Raw genomic sequence first — 18,151 nt, forward strand, 5'->3', positions numbered from 1 at the left:
GGACCACGGACCGCCATGATGAAATGCACGGCATGGGGATATCCGCTTGCCGGCTTGTCGTTCCAGCCTTCCAACCTTCCAACCCCGTTCCACTCCGTCGGGATTCCACCTCACGGCACCGCCTGCGCGGCGGCAATACGCTAACCGACCCCAGGCCGGTCAGCGCATTGCATCAGCAATTCTTACCGGTTGGCAAGCTTGGTCAAAACCTCATAGGCAGCGTTGATACGCTCCTCATTCGGGTAGTATTTATTTGCGAGGATGACGATGCCGATCTTCTTTTCAGGAACGAAAGCCACATAGGCACCAAAACCATTGGTTGAGCCGGTCTTGTTGATCCACACATTCTCACGCGGTGGCATTGGCGGATTGATCTGTTGAACCGGCACGGGTTTTGAGGAAATCTCCCGTGAATTACCCTGCCTCAGATCATCCAATGCAACGGGGTAGGCATATTGTTCCCATAACAAATCCTGGGTCATTGCACCGATGTTGAAGTAGCCCTCATGCGTGTCGGCAATTGCCTGTTGGAGCTTATCGTCGAGCTTGACCATGTTCATATTCGCCTGCATGAAACGAACAAGATCCCTGGCTGTGGTTTTCACTCCATAGGCTTCGGCAGCCAACACGGCTTTGCTGACGCGTGCGGGCTTGTCCTTGCTCGTATAGCCTTGCGCATAATCTTTCATCTTGTTCTTGGGTACATTGAGATAGGTACTGGTCAGACCAAGAGCGGGAAATAACTGCCCCTCCATAAGGGCAGCAAAGTCTTTTTTCATGGCCTTTGCAGTGATGACGCCAAGCATGCCAATGCTCGGATTTGCATAGGTCCGGGTGGTGCCGGGCTCATAAGCAGGCTTCCAGTTTTTCAAGTAAGTCATCATCTGATCGTCATTCTTGACATTATCAGGCACCTGCAACGGAAAGCCCCCTGGCGTATGGGTAGCGAGATGATACAGCTCAATCTTGCCAAATTCGGTGCCCTGCAACTGCGGCAGATATTTGCTGACTGGATCTGACAGGGAAAGCTGGCCGTTGGCCTGTGCATAGGATGCAAGCGTCGTCGTGAATGTCTTGCTGATCGAACCCACTTCAAAAATGGTGCTGGCTGTTACAGGCCTGGCGGGTTGCTTCGATGCCAGACCGTAGTTGAAAGTGTAGGATTTTCCGCCGGCAATCACACCAATCGCCATGCCCGGAATCTTGTACTTTTCCATAACGGGGCGGATTGCGGCATCCACAAGAGATTTAATCCTGTTTGCATCATCCGCGGCGTGGCTGAGTGTGACAGATGCACAGGTGACAAAAAGAGAGGCTGTCAGAACCGCAGCAGTTTTCAGTGTCATCGTTTTAAATTCCTTGTCTCGGTTATCGCTACCGGGAAAATGTCTATTGGCACTGTAATCTCAAGACAAACGATGATATCTGGTGTCAGATATTAGAAAAACTAGGTCATCCATGGTTCGTCCCTTTCTTCCCCTGAATGGTCTTCGCGCCTTCGAAGCCTCTGCAAGGCACCTGAGCTTCACGCGGGCAGCTATCGAGCTTTATGTGACGCAAGCGGCCGTCAGCCAACAGGTAAAAAGCCTTGAAACGCGGCTTGGCGTGCAGCTGTTCCAGCGTCTTCCACGGGGGTTGAAGATCACCGCCGAGGGCGAAGCGCTCCTGCCCGTCGTGACTGGCTCTTTTGACCAGTTGGCCAATACGCTTGAACGGATAGAGGGCGGCCATGTGCGTGAGCTGCTTTTTCTTGGCGCTGTGGGAACATTTGCCGTGGGCTGGCTGCTGCCTCGATTGCCGGACTTCCAGCGGCAATTTCCCTTTGTGGATGTGCGTCTTTCAACCAACAATAATCGTGTCGATACAGCGGCGGAAGGGCTGGATTTTGCCATCAGATTTGGTGACGGCTCCTGGCATGGAACAGAGGCCACCCGCCTTTTCGAGGCGCCATTATCACCACTTTGCATTCCGGAGCTGGCAGATAAATTGCACGAACCGGCAGATATCGCCAATCAACCTCTGTTGCGAAGCTACCGCAAGGATGAATGGAGCCGATGGTTTGAAGCGGCTGGCGTTGCTGCCTCGCCGCAAGTCAGCAAGGGCATCGTGTTCGATTCATCGCTTGCCATGATGGAGGCTGCGATGCAGGGAATCGGCATTGCCCTTGCCCCACCCTCAATGTTTTCGCGGCAACTTTCATCCGGCGCAATCAGCCAGCCTTTCCAGACTTCGATTTCACTTGGAAGCTATTGGCTGACGCGGCTGCAATCACGCCTCCCCACCCCGGCAATGGAAGCATTTTCCGGATGGATCACAGGGCAGGTTTAAAGGGCGATCTTTCGCAACCCCTTAAGCTCAAATCAGTGATTCAGATCTTCCCAAGGATCGGCGAGAAGACAAGCTTCTTCGCCCACGCACCATACCAAACCGGGCTCCCGGTTTGTTTCACTTTCTGCAAAGTGAATGGCTGAGCCTTGATCGACGAAGATGCCGCCCACCCGTTTTTTCCGATCGCAAACGATCCAATCGCCAGCAAGATTCCGGCCAACGAGAAACCGGCAATTTCCGGTCAATTTCGGAGTATCATCAATGAAGTGTTTCATCTGCTACACGCCGGATCGAGCCGGCAGTCCTGTTGATCGGATGATTGGTCAGACACGCCAAGCCAATGTCGGCGAAGACAGGCAGTCCGGCTTACCGCCGTTCGAACCCATATGATCCAACGCCTGCCGGATGTTCGCCGCCGTATCCGCGTTCACTGGAACAAGCGGGAGCCGGACATCATCGCTTATTCCGCGGCGATGCTTCAAAGCATATTTCACGGGACATGGATTGGTGTCCACTGCGAAGGCCCGGTAGATCGGTTGTAGCTTTTTGTCGATATAGGCGGCAGTTGCCCAATCGTTTTGTCGGCAGGCATCGCGCAGAGCCACATATATATGCGGCAGCACATTCGAGATTACGGAGATGAACCCATCGCCGCCGGACAGGTTGAAAGTACATGCGGTTTCGTCGCTGCCAGACAGCAGCAAAAAACGATCTTCGAAAATACATCTGAGCTGCTCTGCGCCTTTCTCATTGCCGGTAGCGTCTTTGATGCCGATGATTGACGGGATTTGAGCGAGGCGATCCAGCGTATTGATCGTAAGCTCCACCCCCGTTCTCGAAGGGACCGTATAGGCGATAATCGGCAATTGCGTGCTGGCGGCCACGGCTTCGAAATGCCGGGCAATGCCCTCCTGACTTGGCCGGTTATAATAAGGCGTCACAATCAAGGTGGCATCTGCACCGCAGGCAGCAGCAGAACAAGTATGAGATACTGTCAAGTCTGTACTGTTGGTGCCAGTGCCGACAATGATCGATATCCGTCCCTTCGCCTTGGAAACGCAAGCTTTAATGATCTTGAGGCGTTCGTCCCAATGCAAGGTTGGCGCCTCCCCCGTTGTTCCACAGACCACCAAGCCATCCACGCCTGATTGGATTTGCCATTCAACCAGATTTTCAAGCGCAGGATAGTCGACCGCATTGTCTTTGAACGGGGTAACAAGCGCCGTGATAAGACCGCCGAAGCGATGATTGCGAAGCTGATTCATGATTTCCTCTCATCGGGCAATCGAACCGGCCGCAGCCGGTCAGTAGCAACCGATTGAAAATGTGAATTTGTTGATGGGTGGGATTGATCCGGAACGCCTAAAGCAGATGCAAATGCAAACGCAGGCTCACTGCCGCCGCGAGCAAAACCGCAAGGGTCAGAAACGTTGCGGCATGCAACCAGAAGCGGGACGGAGCGACAGAGCGTGATCGCCCTGTTCGGAAGAATATATTCATGCTGTGAACTCCATTTTGGTCACAGGATGAAAATAGAAAAATAAGAATTGGGTTTCGATGCTGAGTTGGGGTTCAGACTGTAAGGAAACTATAAATATTGCTGCAATTGGCAGGATCGCACTCAATGGAGAACGCGAAAATCATTTCTTCATCGAAGTCAGTGGCGGAGAGGAAGGGATTCGAACCCTCGAGACCGTTTAACGGGTCTACTCCCTTAGCAGGGGAGCGCCTTCGACCACTCGGCCACCTCTCCGAGGACGCTGACTAAAGATGAAACCCATTGTTGGCAAGGGTTTTGTTCAAATGCTCCTCAAAAATCGAAATCCTGCACTGCAATGGGTTTTGAACAGAGCAAATTTGTCTCGTCCCTCGACATCGCCCGATCAGATGAATAGCCTGCACTTGTGGATGGGGGATGGTATGAGATTTTCAGGCAAGATCGCAATGGTGCTGCTTCTGACGGGCATTTGCGCATGCACAACAACAGGAGGCAGCACGGATCAGGTGACAGCGGATGCCAAGGCCTTGGTGGTGACTTCCTACCAATGTCAGGCAGCGCTTGGACGTGAGCCGCACTATTCCGCCATTGAAAGCAGCGAAACTGTGCTTAGAGCTATTGGCAAGTCATCTGAAGAGGCTGACCGGACCGTGCGCGGCTGGCTCAAAGAGGTTATCGCATCGCCAAAGCAACCCACCGACCTTGATTCGAAGACCTGTAAAGACAAGCTGCTAACGCTCGCTGAAAAAGTCCGGATCGGCTATGAATCGCTAAATCGATTGAAAAAACAGCCTTGATTTTTCGGGTAAAAATTCGGCTGTTTTTTGTAATTTTCCTGCGCCACATAGGCGGTTTTTGCAACTATGCGGAGTGTAAATGAAAGTCGCAAATCTTGAATTGAGAATCGGGAACCAGCATCCTATCTGAACATTATAGGGGCTAGATACCTCAATGGGAGATTGCAGATGACGACACCTACTGTTCCTCAGGACATTTATCTTCGTCACGAAAGAGAGTGGCAAATGCTGCGTCAGGCGATTGCCGAAAAGACGCCTGCCGTTGAAGAGCAGCCGATGGAAAATTTGGCTCCTCGACGCAAGGTTCCATTAAAAGAGCAGCATCAGTAAAACTGCATCTCATCAGACTTTTAAAAGCCCCGCACGGATATCCGTCAGCGGGGCTTTTTATTTTTACGATTTTCTAAGGGAGGTTTTGGATCCTCGGTTCAATTCTCGGGTAAAACCCGAGGACCGAGGATGACGGAGAGGTAGCGGCTGGTATTGGTGGGGCTCCAAGAGCCGGATATTGCAGATACGTATTTGCACGAACTATAATGAGGCAAACTACCCCTAATTCGATCCCGGCCAAGACCGCATGGCGATATCGACAAGACGATGAATTTCTCCACGCCCTATGCCGCTTGCAGCCTGAACCGCAGTTCCCTGTGATACTGTAAGGATATATCGGGCCAGATCTTCCGGATTGCTATCAGAAGGCAGATCGCCCTCGCGCTTTGCGCGTTCGAACCGCCGCGTCAAAGCCTTCTGGCCAATCTGTCGTCGTTCAATAATGGTTTTCTGAACTGCCTCGGCGGCCTCGCTGCATCCCATCGCGGCATTTATTCCAAGGCATCCGCTGGGGTTGCAATCACAGGTTTGCGCATTGGCGAAGCCGAACAGCACATCGCGCGCTACCGAGCGCGCATCAGGTTGCTCCAGAGCTTTCCAGAAGAAAGCCATATAATTCTGCTCATAGCGCTCAAGCGCCATACGAAAAAGCTCTTCCTTATTGCCAAAGGTGCCATAAAGACTTGGCTTGGTTATACCCATGCCGTCAGTCAGATCAGTGATTGACGTACCTTCATAACCCTTGCGCCAGAACAATTCCAAGGCTGTCTGCAGAGCATCGTCCGCATCAAATTCCCTCGGGCGTCCCATGGACTATACTCCCTAAAAGAATTATACCGTTCGGTATAAAATTCCATTGACAGCTGCTGTGCCGCAGCCTTATATCACCCTTCTATACCGATCGGTATGGAACGTCAATGAAGAATTCGGCTAACCGGATTCCCGTTCACCGTCCTCCCAAATGGTGAAAAGTTCAAGCAGGATGACCACCATGTCAATCAGCACACTCAAAAGAAATCTCGCCATTGGCGGCCTTATTCTGGCGCTTGGCGTGGCCGGCGGCTCCCAATTATTCGACTTTAGCAAAAGCCATGCCGAAGGCGAGCAACAGGCACCCGTGCAGGCAACACCCGTTTCAGTTGCATTGGTACAGCCCAAGCTTGTCAGCCAGTGGAACGAATTCTCCGGCCGCCTAGAAGCTGTTGATCAGGTCGATGTACGTTCCCGCGTTGCAGGCGCTGTGCAATCGATTCACTTCAAGGAAGGCTCGGTCGTCAAACAAGGCGATCTTCTCGTCAAGATAGACCCGGCGCCCTATGAGGCGGAGGTTGCACGGGCAAAGGCGCAAGTCAGCGCGGCTGAATCGCGACTGGCCTTTGCCAGAAACGAGCTGGAACGCGGCAAGCGCCTGATTGATTCCCGCACTGTTTCACAGAGTGACTTCGATCAACGCAAGAACGTAGAGGCTGGCGCGCTGGCTGACCTTGAAGCTGCCCGTGCAGTGCTCAAGACAGCAACGCTCAACCTGGAATATACGGATATTCGCGCACCGATCAGCGGGCGCGTCGGACGTATCGAGATTACGCAGGGCAATCTGATCGCCGCTGGTCCGGCTGCGCCTTTGCTGACCTCGCTGGTCTCGATCAGTCCTATCTATGCAAGCTTTGAAGCCGATGAAAATGTCGTTGCCAGTGCTTTGGCTGACCTGCCTGAAGGACTGAACAGCCGCGATTTCGTTGATCGCATCCCTGTTCAGATGGATGTACAGGACAAGACTGATATTGAAGGCAAGCTCCAGCTTATCAATAACAGCGTTGAAACAACCAGCGGCACAGTCGAAGTACGCGCCGTTTTCGACAACAGCAATGGTCGTTTGATGCCGGGTCAGTTCGCCAAGATCCGCATGGGTCAGGCAACGGAACGGCAGGAATTGCTGGTGGATGAGAAAGCTGTCGGCACCGACCAGAGCAAGAAGTTTGTGATGGTGGTAAACCCGGAAAATGTCGCTGAATACCGCGAGATTTCACTGGGTGGCATAGCTGATGGGCTTCGGATCGTGACATCTGGATTGCAGGCGCAAGACAAGGTTGTGGTCAACGGATTGCAGCGCATACGGCCAGGTTCGCTTGTCGCACCGGAAATGGTGGCAATGGGCGCCAATGCATCCAACCAGTTACAGGCGCAGGCCGAACAGGCCAACGTCAAACAATAAGACCTGCTGCGCCGTGTGCTTAGATTGAGGCACGGCATGGCGGTATTTGAAATGCGTGCAGACCGGCCAAAAACCGAGAACGGTTTTTGGCCTTGCGCGCTCATCGGCAGGCGGAATCGCTATGAATATCTCCAACTTCTTTATTGATCGCCCGGTCTTTGCGGGGGTCCTGTCCTTCATCATTTTCCTCGGCGGCCTCATCGCGCTGACGACAATGCCGGTTTCCGAATATCCGGACGTGGTTCCGCCATCCATCGTGGTGCGGGCACAATATCCGGGCGCGAATCCCAAGGTCATTGCGGAAACGGTTGCAACGCCGATGGAAGAATCCATCAATGGTGTTGAAGGCATGCTCTATATGGGCAGTCAGGCGACATCGGATGGCCAGTTGACGCTGACCGTGACTTTCGCTCTGGGCACCGACCCGGACAAGGCACAGCAGCTGGTCCAAAACCGCGTTTCACAGGCGGAAGCCCGCCTGCCGGAAGAAGTGCGGGCGCTCGGCATCACCACGGTGAAAAGCTCACCAGACCTGATGCTGGTGGTCAATCTGATTTCGCCCAATGATCGCTACGACATTACCTATCTGCGCAATTATGCCCTGATCAACATCAAGGATCGCCTTGCGCGTATTGACGGTGTTGGCGATGTGCAGCTGTTTGGATCAGGCGATTATTCCATGCGTATCTGGCTTGATCCGCAAAAGACCGCGGAACTCGGGCTTTCTGCAACTGACGTGCTGAGCGAGATCAGAGCCCAGAATGTGCAGGCAGCAGCAGGAACAATTGGTGCTTCTCCAAACGGGAATGACGTCAATCTGCAACTCTCGGTCAATGCGCAGGGCCGCTTGGCCACCGAAGAAGAGTTTGGCCAGATCATCGTCAAAACCGCGCCAAACGGCGCGATTACACATTTGCGGGACATTGCCCGAATCGAGTTGGGTTCAGCACAATATTCACTGCGTTCCCTGCTCGATAATAAATCGGCAGTGGCTGTCCCGGTCTTCCAGGCCCCCGGCTCCAATGCGATCCAGATCGCCGATCAGGTTCGAGCTGCCATGGAAGAAGCCAAGCTGACCATGCCGGAAGGCGTGGACTACAAGATCGTCTACGATACGACGCAGTTTGTTCGTGCCTCCATCGAGGCCGTTGTGCATACTTTGCTTGAGGCCGTCCTGCTGGTTGTTCTCGTGGTCATTCTGTTTTTGCAGACATGGCGCGCTTCGATCATCCCGCTTATTGCGGTTCCTGTATCGATTGTCGGTACGTTCGCCGTCATGCATCTGTTCGGCTTTTCCATCAATGCACTGAGCCTGTTCGGTCTGGTTCTGGCCATTGGTATTGTGGTCGATGATGCCATCGTGGTGGTGGAAAACGTCGAGCGAAATATTGAAAACGGACTGGCGCCGCGTGCCGCAACCATTCAGGCCATGCGGGAAGTTTCCGGGCCAATCATTGCGATTGCACTCGTGCTGGTTGCCGTATTCGTTCCCCTTGCCTTCATCACCGGTCTGACAGGGCAGTTTTACCGCCAGTTCGCGCTGACAATTGCCATCTCTACAGTCATTTCCGCGTTCAACTCGCTGACGCTCTCTCCTGCTCTTGCGGCCTTGCTGCTCAAAGGACACGACCAGCCGAAAGATGCTTTGACGCGGTTTATGGACAAAACGCTTGGCTGGCTGTTCCGTGGCTTCAACTCCGTGTTTACGCGCGGCGCAAACGGCTACAGCAAGGGTGTACGCGGCGTGATTTCGCGCAAAACTGTCATGATGGGCATCTATCTTGTGCTCATTGGCGCAACGGCGCTGATGTTCCGTACGGTGCCGGGTGGCTTTGTACCGCCACAGGACAAGCAATATCTGGTTGGCTTCACCCAATTGCCGGATGGCGCAACGCTTGACCGGACGGAATCTGTTGTCCGCCGTATCGGCGATATGGCTCTGTCGATTCCGGGCGTGGAAAGCACGATCGCCTTCCCCGGCCTGTCAATCGCCGGATTTACCAATAGTTCGAATGCCGGTGTGGTTTTCGTCTCGCTGAAACCATTTGAGGAGCGGAAAACACCTGAACTGAGTGCTGGCGCCATCGCCATGCAGCTCAACCAGAAGCTTGCCGGTATTCAGGAATCCTTCAGTGCGGTGTTCCCGCCTCCCCCGGTTCAGGGTCTTGGTTCTATCGGCGGTTTCAAGCTTCAGATCGAAGATCGCAATGGTCTCGGCTATGAGGCGCTGGACGCTGCAACCAAGGGCTTCCTTGCCAAGGCAGCAACAGCACCGGAATTGACCGGACTGTTCACCAGCTACCAGATCAACGTGCCACAGCTTTACGCCGATGTTGACCGCGCCAAGGCGCGCCAGCTCAACGTATCGCTGCCGGAGATTTTTAATACGCTGCAAATCTATCTGGGTTCGGTCTATGTCAACGACTTCAACAAATTCGGGCGCACCTATTCCGTCCGCATGCAGGCGGAGTCGAATTTCCGCGCCAAGGCAGAAGATATTGGCGATCTGAAAGTCCGCTCCGGATCGGGCGAAATGATCCCGCTTTCGGCGCTGATTAAAGTGACCTCAACGGCCGGACCAGACCGCGCCCAGCGTTATAACGGCTTTCTTGCCGCCGACGTGAACGGTAATGCTGCTCCGGGCTTTTCTTCCGGTCAGGCTCGCGCTGCCGTGGAAAGGATTGCAGCAGAAACTTTGCCCGCGGGCATCGGCTTTGAATGGACGGAACTGACCTACCAGGAAATCATCGCGGGTAATTCGGCCTATCTGATCTTCCCGCTATCGATCCTTCTGGTGTTTCTGGTTCTCGCCGCCCAGTATGAAAGCCTGTCGCTGCCGCTTTCGATCATCATGATCGTGCCACTCGGACTGCTTGCCGCCCTCACCGGTGTCTGGCTGACTGGCGGAGACAATAACGTCTTTACGCAGATCGGGCTGATTGTGCTTGTGGGACTGTCGGCCAAAAATGCCATTCTGATTGTGGAGTTTGCGCGGGAACTGGAGTTTGCGGGGTCCACGCCATTCAAGGCGGTGATCGAGGCAAGCCGCCTGCGTTTGCGACCGATCCTGATGACTTCGCTGGCCTTCATCATGGGCGTCGTGCCGCTGGTCACCTCGACAGGTGCGGGCGCCGAGATGCGTAGCGCAATGGGCGTGGCGGTGTTTGCCGGCATGATCGGTGTGACGCTGTTCGGCCTGTTTCTGACGCCGGTGTTCTATATTCTGGTTCGCGCGATGACGGGCAATCGCCCGCTCAAGAGCCATCATGCCAGCACGTTTGACGGCGATTCCGGCCACGATTCGGGCGCACCTGCGCCCGCCGCAACCCCGGCTGAGTAACAAAATATACGGTGGCGCAGATAAATTTATTTGCCTGCGCCACTTCCACTAAACCTTTGGAACAACGGCATTTATTCCATTGGGAATTTCATCAAGACCACGAGACTGCCACTGGAAGTTGTTTTTCCGCTCTTTTAGGGGTGACAAAAGATTTCAGGATGTTACAGTCTTGTGACCTAGCCGATGTTCGGCCTAACGATCATGACCTCAGTATTTCGAGGCCGTCAAATCGGGAGATGCACATGACAAGCGCTGCCAATGACAATCGCAAAATCAGTGATGGTTTCATTCCTCTGGTTACATTTCTGGTCGTGACGCAAGTGGCTGCTACCGTGCTTTTGGCTTTGCCAAACTGGTATTGAAACCTCAAATCACCGCATCACATTTTTCGCTTCTGCCAGCAATGGCAGGGGTAATTGTCTTTTTAATGATTATTGGTCTCCTGCTTGTTTGAGATAGTTCTCTGCCCAATTGCAGTTGCGATACGCTGAAACCTCGCATTCTGGTCAAAAATTGTCCTCTGGCACCATCTGTGATTGCTATTCGTTTCCCAAACACAATGATATAAATGCCTTCATAGTGCATCGCTCAGATGACTGCGGGTTGCAGTGGAGGATATTATGAGATTGTTGACTGGATCGGCATTGCTCGCCGCATTGGTGATAGCCGGATGCACGACGATGACACCGGAAGAACGCCGGGCAATCGATAGCCAGACCTGCTCATCCTATGGGTTCAAACGCGGCGGTGATGGCTTTGCCTCCTGCCTTCTCAATCTCGAGCTGGACCGCCGGGCAGCATCGCGCGCTCAACTTGACAATATGCGCTACAATAACCCGCCTATCATCTTTTATGGCGGCAGATATCATCATCACCACCGGCGATAGAAAAGCGCCGCCGGAATTGACCGGCGGACGCTTCCTTTGACTATTCGAGCTTAACGTACCCAGACGACGCGGCGCGTCTCTGTTTCGATCAGCGCCGGACGATCATCCACATAGATATAAGAGTAGCGAGGCTGATCCGGTACTTCAACGAGCGGAACATCGGCGGGTATTACCGCGCCTGTTGTCAATTCACCCTCGAATACAACCGGATCGCTGGGGTGTTTCTCGACATAAGTGATAGCTTCATCGGGAAACGCATCTCCGGCACTTGGAGCACCCGCATCGGACAGGTAGACAACCTGGCGATTATCCGTGGATACAATGACCGGGCGGTCATCAACATAAATGTAGCCGTAGCCGGGGCTTTCGGGAATTTCCCGGATCACAATGTCTTCGGGCACCACATAGCCTGGTGACAACTCATCTTCGATCACCACAGGATCGGACGGATTGGCAATCACATAATCCCGTGCACTCTGTGGAACTTCAATAACCACTGTGTCCTGCGCAAATGTGAGACCGGAGGTGGCAAGCAGCGCCGCTGCGGTCAGTACAAGAATCTTCTTCATTTTGTGGCCTCTCTGTTATCTTCATTGTCCCACTGGCTGCAAAACATTGAAGAGGCAGATTTGGTTCCCGGATTCGAGCGCACGTCATGCGACAGGCTGAAACATAAGCGCCGTCGATGGTAGCGAAGTGACAAGGGATAGAGGTTGATAGAACGAAAAAATTCGGCTGATTTCTGAAGATTTCCAATCAAGTTTTGCTGGTTTTGATCAATAAAACTGCTATCGCTTTGCTTATGAACCCGAAGCTTATTCCCCTTATAGATTCCCTGCCCTCAACGGTGCCTTTTGTTGGGCCGGAGGCGCTTGAGCGAAAACGCAACCGCCTGTTTCGTGCCCGGCTTGGAGCGAACGAAAATGGTTTCGGCCCTGCCCCGTCAGTCATTGCCGCCATGCGGGAGCATGCCGCCGAAGCCTGGAAATATGCCGATCCGGAAAACTTTGACCTGAAACAGGCACTGGCAAGGCATCTGCGTGTTGCACCATCCAATATTGTCGTCGGCGAAGGCGTTGATACGTTGCTGGGACTGGCCGTTCGTCAATATGTCAGCGAGGGTGCGTCGGTTGTAACATCGCTCGGTGCCTATCCTACATTCAATTTTCATGTGGCCGGGTTTGGCGGGCGTCTGGTAACGGTTCCCTATCTTGATGACCGAGAAGACCTGAATGCGCTTTTGGAAGCAGTCAAGCGCGAGAATGCGCCGCTTGTCTATTTCTCCAATCCCGATAATCCCATGGGAACCTGGTGGGAAGCAGAAGAAATTGAGCGCTTTATTGATGCACTGCCACCAACGACGATGCTTATCCTCGACGAGGCCTATGGCGAGACCGCACCTGCCAGCGCCAAACCTGCTATCGATGTATCGCGAAGCAATGTTTTGCGGATGCGCACATTTTCCAAGGCCTATGGGCTGGCTGGCATGCGCTGCGGCTATGCTATCGGGGCAGAACAGCAAATCACTGCCTTCGATAAAATCCGCAATCATTTCGGTATGAACAAGCTGACCCAAATTGCAGCGCTCGCCGCGCTCAAAGATCAGGATTATCTGCAACAGGTCGTTGGCAAGATTCTAGCCGCAAGAGACCGGATAGGCGCAATCGCCGAAGAGAACGGATTAAAGGCCATTCCGTCGGCTACCAATTTTGTCACCATCGATTGCGGAAAAGATGGCGCTTACGCACTTTCCGTATTGAACCGACTGATCGGGCAGGACGTCTTCGTGCGCAAGCCAATGGCACCAGGGCTTGACCGCTGCATAAGGGTCAGCGTGGGACTTGATGCCGAACTCGATATTTTCGAACAACAATTGCCGTTGGCGTTGCAGGCCGCGAAATAGCAAGACGTGGAGAAAAGCGTGGAAATTAATCGGGTTTTTGTTGGTTTGGGCGGTCTCTTCGGTGCCGCGGGCATTGCTGCCTATGCAGCGGCTGCGCACAGCACGAGCGGTCATATGGCAACTATTGCGCCGATCCTGCTCATCCACGCGCCAGCATTTCTATCGCTTTCCCTGCTCGGCAAACTGAGCCGCGCTTCCTATCTGGGCGGACTGATCCTGATCCTGGGGTTACTTTTCTTTATCGGCGATCTGGTTTCCCGCGACTTTAACGGCGACAGGCTCTTTACCTTTGCTGCCCCCCTTGGCGGCTCGCTGCTCATTCTTGGCTGGATCGTGGTAGCCGCTACGGCCTTCAAGGCGCTGGATTTCAAGCGCCCCTGACTTTCAAGGTGTAAAATACTTTGCAAAACCAGCCAAAGTTAGCACTGCCAACACAAAGCCAAGCAAATGCAATGTTGTGGGAAGGATATCGACCTTCCCCTTAAGATAGGAAACATCGCTCTTTAAGCTCGAGACTTCCCTTATAAGGAGGTCCAGTTTCGCATCTGTCTTCTCAAATGATTTTTCCAGCAATGCGACGCGTGTTTCCATGCCATCGAATGTGCCACTGCCATCGCCGGACTTCAAGCGACCTACACGTGCAACAGATTGAGCCATCAATCGTTACTCTTCAACCTGTCATTGCACTTCTTGTAGTAACCACCACCCTTCTCAATCCAGCGCATACGACCGAGTGTATTGGCCGCCTTGTTTGCGCGATATTGTTCCAGGCAGGTATGCATGCGGGCCTTGGCTGGCTTTTCACTGGCAAACTTGGCTGCGATAGCTGATGGAAAACTCATCTCACTGGACGCGGATTCCGATTTCTTCGCAGCTTTGACCGGCTTTTTTTCGCTTACCTTCTTTGGCTTTTTGTCATCTTTCTTCCCGGCGGACTCATCAGTAAATTTAGAGCACTGGGCTTTGCGGAACGCGCTCCACGATACACCTTCCGCCTCACCAGCACTTTGCGCCGCCTTATACTTGACGCTGCATTCTTTCATTGTGATCGCACTTGCAGGGGAAACGAGAACAAACGAGGCAAGTGTCGTGGCCAAAACGGCTATAACACTCCCAGTAAGGCGCGCATTTATCATTAAAAATCAACTCTCTGGAAATGAGTATTCGGTTCGCAATGAGTCCAATCCTATATGCATGGATGCGCTTTCTCCAATTGGACAAAGGTCTAACATGCCCCCTTGAATTAATTGAACGTTCGTTTTATTAATTTACCATGGCTCGCACGACAGGATCAGACGGAGAAAAGACACGCAGCGCGATTGATGCCGCAGCCAAACGCCTGATTGCACGCATTGGATATGAGGCCATGTCGATGCGTCAGTTGGCGGAAGAAGTGGGCGTTCAACCTGCCGCCTTGTACCGCTACTTTCCCAACAAGCAGGAACTGCTGTTTTCAGTGATGCGTGACCACATGGAGCGGCTGCTTGGTGCGTGGAAGCAGGAAAGCGGCGAGACGCATGGCGTGCACAAACGTTTCTCTGCCTTCATCCGCTTCCACATCCAATATCATGTTGAGCGCCGCAACGATGTTCACATCGCCAATATGGAGTTGCGCAGCCTTTCGGGCGAGCATTTGAAGACCATCGTCGGTCTGCGCTCCACCTATGAAAACAATCTGCGTGATATTCTGGAAGACGGTGTAGCAAGGCGAGAATTCGACATTGCCGATATAGCGCTGACGACACGGGCGATCATCGCCATGACCACGGGCGTCAATGTCTGGTTTCGCGCAGATGAGCGGCTGACGGCCAGCGAAGTTGCCGAAAATTACGTCGAATTGGGATTGCGCCTTGTTGGCGCCAAGAAGATCGAAACAATTGAAGCGGGAGGACGCAATGTACCAGTCGGGCCTAAAATTCGGAGTTTCTGAAGAGATCGAAGCATTGCGCGAAACCGTGCAACGGTTTGCGCAGGCAAAGGTCGCGCCTTTGGCTGAGGAGACGGACAAAAACAACCAGTTTCCAATGCATCTTTGGCAGGAAATGGGTGCTCTCGGCCTGCTTGGCATGACGGCTGATCCGGATTTCGGCGGTTCGGGTCTCGGCTACCTGGCCCATGCTATTGCCATGGAAGAAATTTCCCGCGCGTCGGCGTCAATCGGCCTTTCCTATGGTGCTCACTCCAACCTTTGCGTCAATCAAATCAACCGTTGGGGCACCACGGAGCAGAAAGAGAAATATCTGCCAAAGCTTTGTTCCGGCGAGCATGTGGGCGCGCTGGCCATGTCCGAACCCGGCGCTGGCTCCGACGTGGTTTCGATGAAACTGCGCGCTGACAAGAAGAACGATCGCTATGTGCTGAATGGCAACAAGATGTGGATCACCAATGGTCCCGACGCCGATACGCTTGTTGTCTATGCCAAGACTGATCCCTCTGCCGGTTCACGCGGCATGACTGCTTTTCTGGTCGAGAAAGGTTTTAAAGGATTTTCGACCGCGCAAAAGCTCGACAAGCTGGGTATGCGTGGCTCGAACACGTGTGAGCTGGTGTTTGAGGATTGCGAAGTACCGTTTGAAAACGTGCTCGGCGAAGAGGGCAAGGGCGTGAAAATCCTGATGTCCGGCCTCGATTATGAGCGTGTTGTTCTGGCTGGCGGGCCAATCGGCATTATGGCGGCCTGCCTCGATGTGGTTGTTCCCTATGTGCATGAACGCAAGCAGTTCGGGCAGTCGATTGGCGAGTTCCAATTGATGCAGGGCAAGCTTGCCGACATGTACACAACGATGAATGCATCACGCGCCTATGTTTATGCCGTGGCTTCGGCTTGCGACCGAGGCGAAACCACCCGCAAGGATGCTGCCGGGTGTATTCTCTATTCAGCCGAAAAAGCAACATGGTGTGCGCTTGAAGCCATTCAGGCGCTTGGCGGTAATGGTTACATCAATGATTACCCGACCGGACGCCTGCTGCGCGATGCCAAACTCTACGAGATCGGCGCTGGTACCAGCGAGATTCGCCGTATGCTGATCGGGCGGGAGATGTTTTCCGAAAGCGCCTGAACCAATATTGTCACAAGCATCGAATAGCTGCAGGAGACCGCATGACCGTACTTCAATCCCAGATCGATACCGGATCGGAAGGCTTTACTGCCAATGCGCAGCGCATGCAGGTACTTGTCGATGATATCCGCGCCAAGGCGGAAATTGTCAGTAAGGGTGGGACTGATGAGGCGCGCGCACGGCACACCTCACGTGGCAAGCTGCTGCCGCGTGAGAGGCTGGCACAACTTCTCGACGCAGGTTCGCCATTTCTGGAAATCGGCCAATTTGCGGCCTGGAATATGTATGGCGACAACATCTCCTCGGCTGGCATGATTGCCGGGATCGGGCGTGTTTCCGGCAAGGAAGTCATGATCGTCATTAATGATGCGACGGTCAAAGGCGGCACCTATTATCCTCTCACCGTAAAGAAGCATTTGCGGGCGCAGGAAATCGCCATGCAGAACAATCTGCCCTGCCTTTATCTGGTCGATAGCGGCGGGGCGAACTTGCCCAATCAGGATGAGGTGTTCCCTGACCGCGAGCATTTTGGCCGCATCTTCTACAATCAGGCCAATATGTCGGCTGCAGGTATTCCGCAGATCGCCGTGGTCATGGGGTCCTGTACGGCGGGCGGCGCCTATGTGCCCGCCATGTCGGAAGAGACGATTATGGTGAAAGGACAGGCGACGATTTTTCTGGCCGGTCCTCCGCTCGTGAAAGCCGCGACAGGGGAAGAGGTTTCGGCCGAAGACCTTGGCGGTGCCGAGGTGCACACCCGCGACTCCGGCGTTGCCGATCACTATGCAATGGATGATGCGCATGCGCTTGCCATTGCCCGCCGTATCGTCGGAAACCTGAATCGAAAGAAAGACATAGGGCTCGACCTTCGCAAAGTGATTCCGCCGCTTTATGATCCACATGAGCTTTATGGCATCGTGCCGACTGACCTGCGCCAGCCTTACGATGCGCGCGAGTTGATCGCTCGTCTTGTCGATGGATCAGAGTTTGACGAGTTCAAGCAGAATTATGGAACGTCACTGGTTACCGGCTTTGCGCATCTTTATGGCATGCCGGTCGGGATCATCGCCAATAATGGCGTGTTGTTTTCGGAAAGCGCATTAAAGGGCACGCACTTCATCGAGCTTTGCACGCAGCGTGGCATTCCGCTTGTCTTCCTGCAAAACATCACCGGCTTCATGGTCGGGCGCTCCTATGAAGCCCGCGGCATTGCCAAGGATGGCGCAAAGCTTGTCACGGCGGTTGCAACTGCCCGCGTGCCGAAAGTGACGATGATCGTCGGCGGCTCATTTGGTGCTGGCAATTATGGCATGTGTGGACGCGCCTTCTCGCCGCGCTTCCTGTGGATGTGGCCGAACGCCCGTATTTCCGTTATGGGCGGCGAACAGGCCGCAACAGTTCTCGCACTGGTCAAACGCGAGGGCATTGAACGCCAGGGCGCTGAATGGCCCGCCGCAGAAGAGGCAGCCTTCCGTGCGCCTATCCTTGAGAAGTATGAGCGTGAAGGTCACCCGCTCTATTCCTCGGCGCGGCTGTGGGATGATGGCATTATCGACCCGGCAAAGAGCCGCGAAGTGCTGGCGCTTTCCTTATCCGCCGCACTCAATGCGCCCGTGGAAGAAACGCGCTTTGGCATGTTCCGGATGTGATGGGATGGCACCTTCAATGCTCATAATAAAGCCCACATTAGCAATCCGGTCCAGCGTGGTTCGACAAGCTCACCATGAGGGAGAACTGAGGATTGCAAAGCCCAAGATGCTCCAACGTGCAAAACGGCAACTTCCCTCATGGTGAGCT

At 53.7% G+C, this 18,151-nt stretch carries 18 protein-coding genes and 1 tRNA gene; 11 read left to right on the forward strand and 8 right to left on the reverse strand.

Translation table 11 applies throughout. From position 1 onward, the window contains the following. Positions 1–182 precede the first annotated feature (182 nt). Positions 183–1,346: a class C beta-lactamase gene (gene ampC, locus ACYJL1_RS14105; protein ID WP_460895971.1), complete on the reverse strand. Its 1,164-nt coding sequence runs from the start codon at positions 1,344–1,346 to the stop codon at positions 183–185. A gap of 112 nt (positions 1,347–1,458) precedes the next feature. On the opposite strand from ampC, the gene ACYJL1_RS14110 reads away from it, so the two are divergent. Further along, positions 1,459–2,328, forward strand: coding sequence for a LysR family transcriptional regulator (locus ACYJL1_RS14110; RefSeq protein WP_460895972.1), 870 nt, complete (start codon positions 1,459–1,461; stop codon positions 2,326–2,328). A gap of 323 nt (positions 2,329–2,651) precedes the next feature. Here ACYJL1_RS14110 and dapA read toward each other — a convergent pair whose 3' ends face one another. From dapA to ACYJL1_RS14125, 3 genes are all read right to left on the reverse strand, one after another. Further along, positions 2,652–3,593 (reverse strand): 4-hydroxy-tetrahydrodipicolinate synthase, encoded by a 942-nt coding sequence (gene dapA, locus ACYJL1_RS14115; protein WP_460895973.1) that lies wholly within the window; start codon positions 3,591–3,593, stop codon positions 2,652–2,654. A 97-nt stretch (positions 3,594–3,690) separates the two neighbouring features. Next, a complete protein-coding gene (locus tag ACYJL1_RS14120; protein WP_460895974.1) occupies positions 3,691–3,828 on the reverse strand; it encodes a hypothetical protein in 138 nt (45 codons plus the stop codon). A 161-nt stretch (positions 3,829–3,989) separates the two neighbouring features. Beyond that, a tRNA-Ser gene (locus ACYJL1_RS14125) sits at positions 3,990–4,081 on the reverse strand. Positions 4,082–4,248: 167 nt separating this feature from the next. Here ACYJL1_RS14125 and ACYJL1_RS14130 point away from each other — a divergent pair. Together ACYJL1_RS14130 and ACYJL1_RS14135 are read left to right on the forward strand one after the other, a co-directional pair. Next, positions 4,249–4,623 carry a hypothetical protein gene (locus tag ACYJL1_RS14130; RefSeq protein ID WP_460895975.1) on the forward strand — a complete coding sequence of 125 codons (375 nt, stop codon included), beginning with the start codon at positions 4,249–4,251 and terminating at the stop codon, positions 4,621–4,623. Between the two features lie 168 nt (positions 4,624–4,791). After that, positions 4,792–4,953: a hypothetical protein gene (locus tag ACYJL1_RS14135; protein ID WP_460895976.1), complete on the forward strand. Its 162-nt coding sequence runs from the start codon at positions 4,792–4,794 to the stop codon at positions 4,951–4,953. A 222-nt stretch (positions 4,954–5,175) separates the two neighbouring features. On the opposite strand, the gene ACYJL1_RS14140 is transcribed toward ACYJL1_RS14135, so the two are convergent. Beyond that, complete coding sequence (locus ACYJL1_RS14140) at positions 5,176–5,763, reverse strand: TetR/AcrR family transcriptional regulator (protein WP_460895977.1); 588 nt, start codon at positions 5,761–5,763, stop codon at positions 5,176–5,178. Positions 5,764–5,944: 181 nt separating this feature from the next. Here ACYJL1_RS14140 and ACYJL1_RS14145 point away from each other — a divergent pair, with 181 nt between their 5' ends. The 3 genes from ACYJL1_RS14145 (at position 5,945) to ACYJL1_RS14155 (ending at position 11,392) form a co-directional block, all read left to right on the forward strand. Continuing rightward, positions 5,945–7,165, forward strand: a complete 1,221-nt coding sequence (locus tag ACYJL1_RS14145) for an efflux RND transporter periplasmic adaptor subunit (RefSeq protein WP_460895978.1) — start codon at positions 5,945–5,947, stop codon at positions 7,163–7,165. Positions 7,166–7,286: 121 nt separating this feature from the next. Then, a complete protein-coding gene (locus ACYJL1_RS14150; RefSeq protein ID WP_460895979.1) occupies positions 7,287–10,505 on the forward strand; it encodes an efflux RND transporter permease subunit in 3,219 nt (1,072 codons plus the stop codon). Between the two features lie 620 nt (positions 10,506–11,125). After that, positions 11,126–11,392, forward strand: coding sequence for a hypothetical protein (locus ACYJL1_RS14155; RefSeq protein ID WP_460895980.1), 267 nt, complete (start codon positions 11,126–11,128; stop codon positions 11,390–11,392). Between the two features lie 50 nt (positions 11,393–11,442). Here the strand turns inward: ACYJL1_RS14155 and ACYJL1_RS14160 are convergent, their stop codons facing one another. Continuing rightward, entirely contained in the window at positions 11,443–11,961 is a 519-nt protein-coding gene (locus ACYJL1_RS14160; RefSeq protein ID WP_460895981.1) for a DUF1236 domain-containing protein, read from the reverse strand. Between the two features lie 233 nt (positions 11,962–12,194). Here ACYJL1_RS14160 and ACYJL1_RS14165 point away from each other — a divergent pair, with 233 nt between their 5' ends. Both ACYJL1_RS14165 and ACYJL1_RS14170 read left to right on the forward strand, forming a co-directional pair. Continuing rightward, positions 12,195–13,295 (forward strand): pyridoxal phosphate-dependent aminotransferase, encoded by a 1,101-nt coding sequence (locus tag ACYJL1_RS14165; protein WP_460898045.1) that lies wholly within the window; start codon positions 12,195–12,197, stop codon positions 13,293–13,295. Positions 13,296–13,313: 18 nt separating this feature from the next. Next, positions 13,314–13,676: a DUF423 domain-containing protein gene (locus ACYJL1_RS14170; RefSeq protein ID WP_460895982.1), complete on the forward strand. Its 363-nt coding sequence runs from the start codon at positions 13,314–13,316 to the stop codon at positions 13,674–13,676. Between the two features lie 3 nt (positions 13,677–13,679). Here ACYJL1_RS14170 and ACYJL1_RS14175 read toward each other — a convergent pair whose 3' ends face one another. Beyond that, complete coding sequence (locus ACYJL1_RS14175; protein ID WP_460895983.1) at positions 13,680–13,952, reverse strand: hypothetical protein; 273 nt, start codon at positions 13,950–13,952, stop codon at positions 13,680–13,682. Beyond that, positions 13,952–14,431, reverse strand: a complete 480-nt coding sequence (locus tag ACYJL1_RS14180) for a hypothetical protein (protein WP_460895984.1) — start codon at positions 14,429–14,431, stop codon at positions 13,952–13,954. The genes ACYJL1_RS14175 and ACYJL1_RS14180 overlap by 1 nt, the downstream gene beginning before the upstream one ends. Before the next feature lie 137 nt (positions 14,432–14,568). Here ACYJL1_RS14180 and ACYJL1_RS14185 point away from each other — a divergent pair, with 137 nt between their 5' ends. From ACYJL1_RS14185 to ACYJL1_RS14195, 3 genes are read left to right on the forward strand one after another with little or no spacing between them, the layout of a single operon-like run. After that, positions 14,569–15,225: a TetR/AcrR family transcriptional regulator gene (locus tag ACYJL1_RS14185; RefSeq protein WP_460895985.1), complete on the forward strand. Its 657-nt coding sequence runs from the start codon at positions 14,569–14,571 to the stop codon at positions 15,223–15,225. Then, positions 15,191–16,354: an isovaleryl-CoA dehydrogenase gene (locus ACYJL1_RS14190; protein WP_460895986.1), complete on the forward strand. Its 1,164-nt coding sequence runs from the start codon at positions 15,191–15,193 to the stop codon at positions 16,352–16,354. Before ACYJL1_RS14185 ends, ACYJL1_RS14190 begins: the two co-directional genes overlap by 35 nt. Positions 16,355–16,395: 41 nt before the next feature. Further along, entirely contained in the window at positions 16,396–18,003 is a 1,608-nt protein-coding gene (locus ACYJL1_RS14195) for a carboxyl transferase domain-containing protein (RefSeq protein ID WP_460895987.1), read from the forward strand. Positions 18,004–18,151: the final 148 nt, after the last annotated feature.

This window comes from Phyllobacterium sp. K27, assembly GCF_054796155.1.

What these genes read in the sequence shown, in the direction of transcription:
- ampC (WP_460895971.1), bottom strand. Translation starts at nt 1,346, where the DNA reads ATGACACTGAAAACTGCTGCGGTTCTGACAGCCTCTCTTTTTGTCACC.
- ACYJL1_RS14110 (WP_460895972.1), top strand. Translation starts at nt 1,459, where the DNA reads ATGGTTCGTCCCTTTCTTCCCCTGAATGGTCTTCGCGCCTTCGAAGCC.
- dapA (WP_460895973.1), bottom strand. Translation starts at nt 3,593, where the DNA reads ATGAATCAGCTTCGCAATCATCGCTTCGGCGGTCTTATCACGGCGCTT.
- ACYJL1_RS14120 (WP_460895974.1), bottom strand. Translation starts at nt 3,828, where the DNA reads ATGAATATATTCTTCCGAACAGGGCGATCACGCTCTGTCGCTCCGTCC.
- ACYJL1_RS14130 (WP_460895975.1), top strand. Translation starts at nt 4,249, where the DNA reads ATGAGATTTTCAGGCAAGATCGCAATGGTGCTGCTTCTGACGGGCATT.
- ACYJL1_RS14135 (WP_460895976.1), top strand. Translation starts at nt 4,792, where the DNA reads ATGACGACACCTACTGTTCCTCAGGACATTTATCTTCGTCACGAAAGA.
- ACYJL1_RS14140 (WP_460895977.1), bottom strand. Translation starts at nt 5,763, where the DNA reads ATGGGACGCCCGAGGGAATTTGATGCGGACGATGCTCTGCAGACAGCC.
- ACYJL1_RS14145 (WP_460895978.1), top strand. Translation starts at nt 5,945, where the DNA reads ATGTCAATCAGCACACTCAAAAGAAATCTCGCCATTGGCGGCCTTATT.
- ACYJL1_RS14150 (WP_460895979.1), top strand. Translation starts at nt 7,287, where the DNA reads ATGAATATCTCCAACTTCTTTATTGATCGCCCGGTCTTTGCGGGGGTC.
- ACYJL1_RS14155 (WP_460895980.1), top strand. Translation starts at nt 11,126, where the DNA reads ATGAGATTGTTGACTGGATCGGCATTGCTCGCCGCATTGGTGATAGCC.
- ACYJL1_RS14160 (WP_460895981.1), bottom strand. Translation starts at nt 11,961, where the DNA reads ATGAAGAAGATTCTTGTACTGACCGCAGCGGCGCTGCTTGCCACCTCC.
- ACYJL1_RS14165 (WP_460898045.1), top strand. Translation starts at nt 12,195, where the DNA reads ATGAACCCGAAGCTTATTCCCCTTATAGATTCCCTGCCCTCAACGGTG.
- ACYJL1_RS14175 (WP_460895983.1), bottom strand. Translation starts at nt 13,952, where the DNA reads ATGGCTCAATCTGTTGCACGTGTAGGTCGCTTGAAGTCCGGCGATGGC.
- ACYJL1_RS14180 (WP_460895984.1), bottom strand. Translation starts at nt 14,431, where the DNA reads ATGATAAATGCGCGCCTTACTGGGAGTGTTATAGCCGTTTTGGCCACG.
- ACYJL1_RS14185 (WP_460895985.1), top strand. Translation starts at nt 14,569, where the DNA reads ATGGCTCGCACGACAGGATCAGACGGAGAAAAGACACGCAGCGCGATT.
- ACYJL1_RS14190 (WP_460895986.1), top strand. Translation starts at nt 15,191, where the DNA reads ATGTACCAGTCGGGCCTAAAATTCGGAGTTTCTGAAGAGATCGAAGCA.
- ACYJL1_RS14195 (WP_460895987.1), top strand. Translation starts at nt 16,396, where the DNA reads ATGACCGTACTTCAATCCCAGATCGATACCGGATCGGAAGGCTTTACT.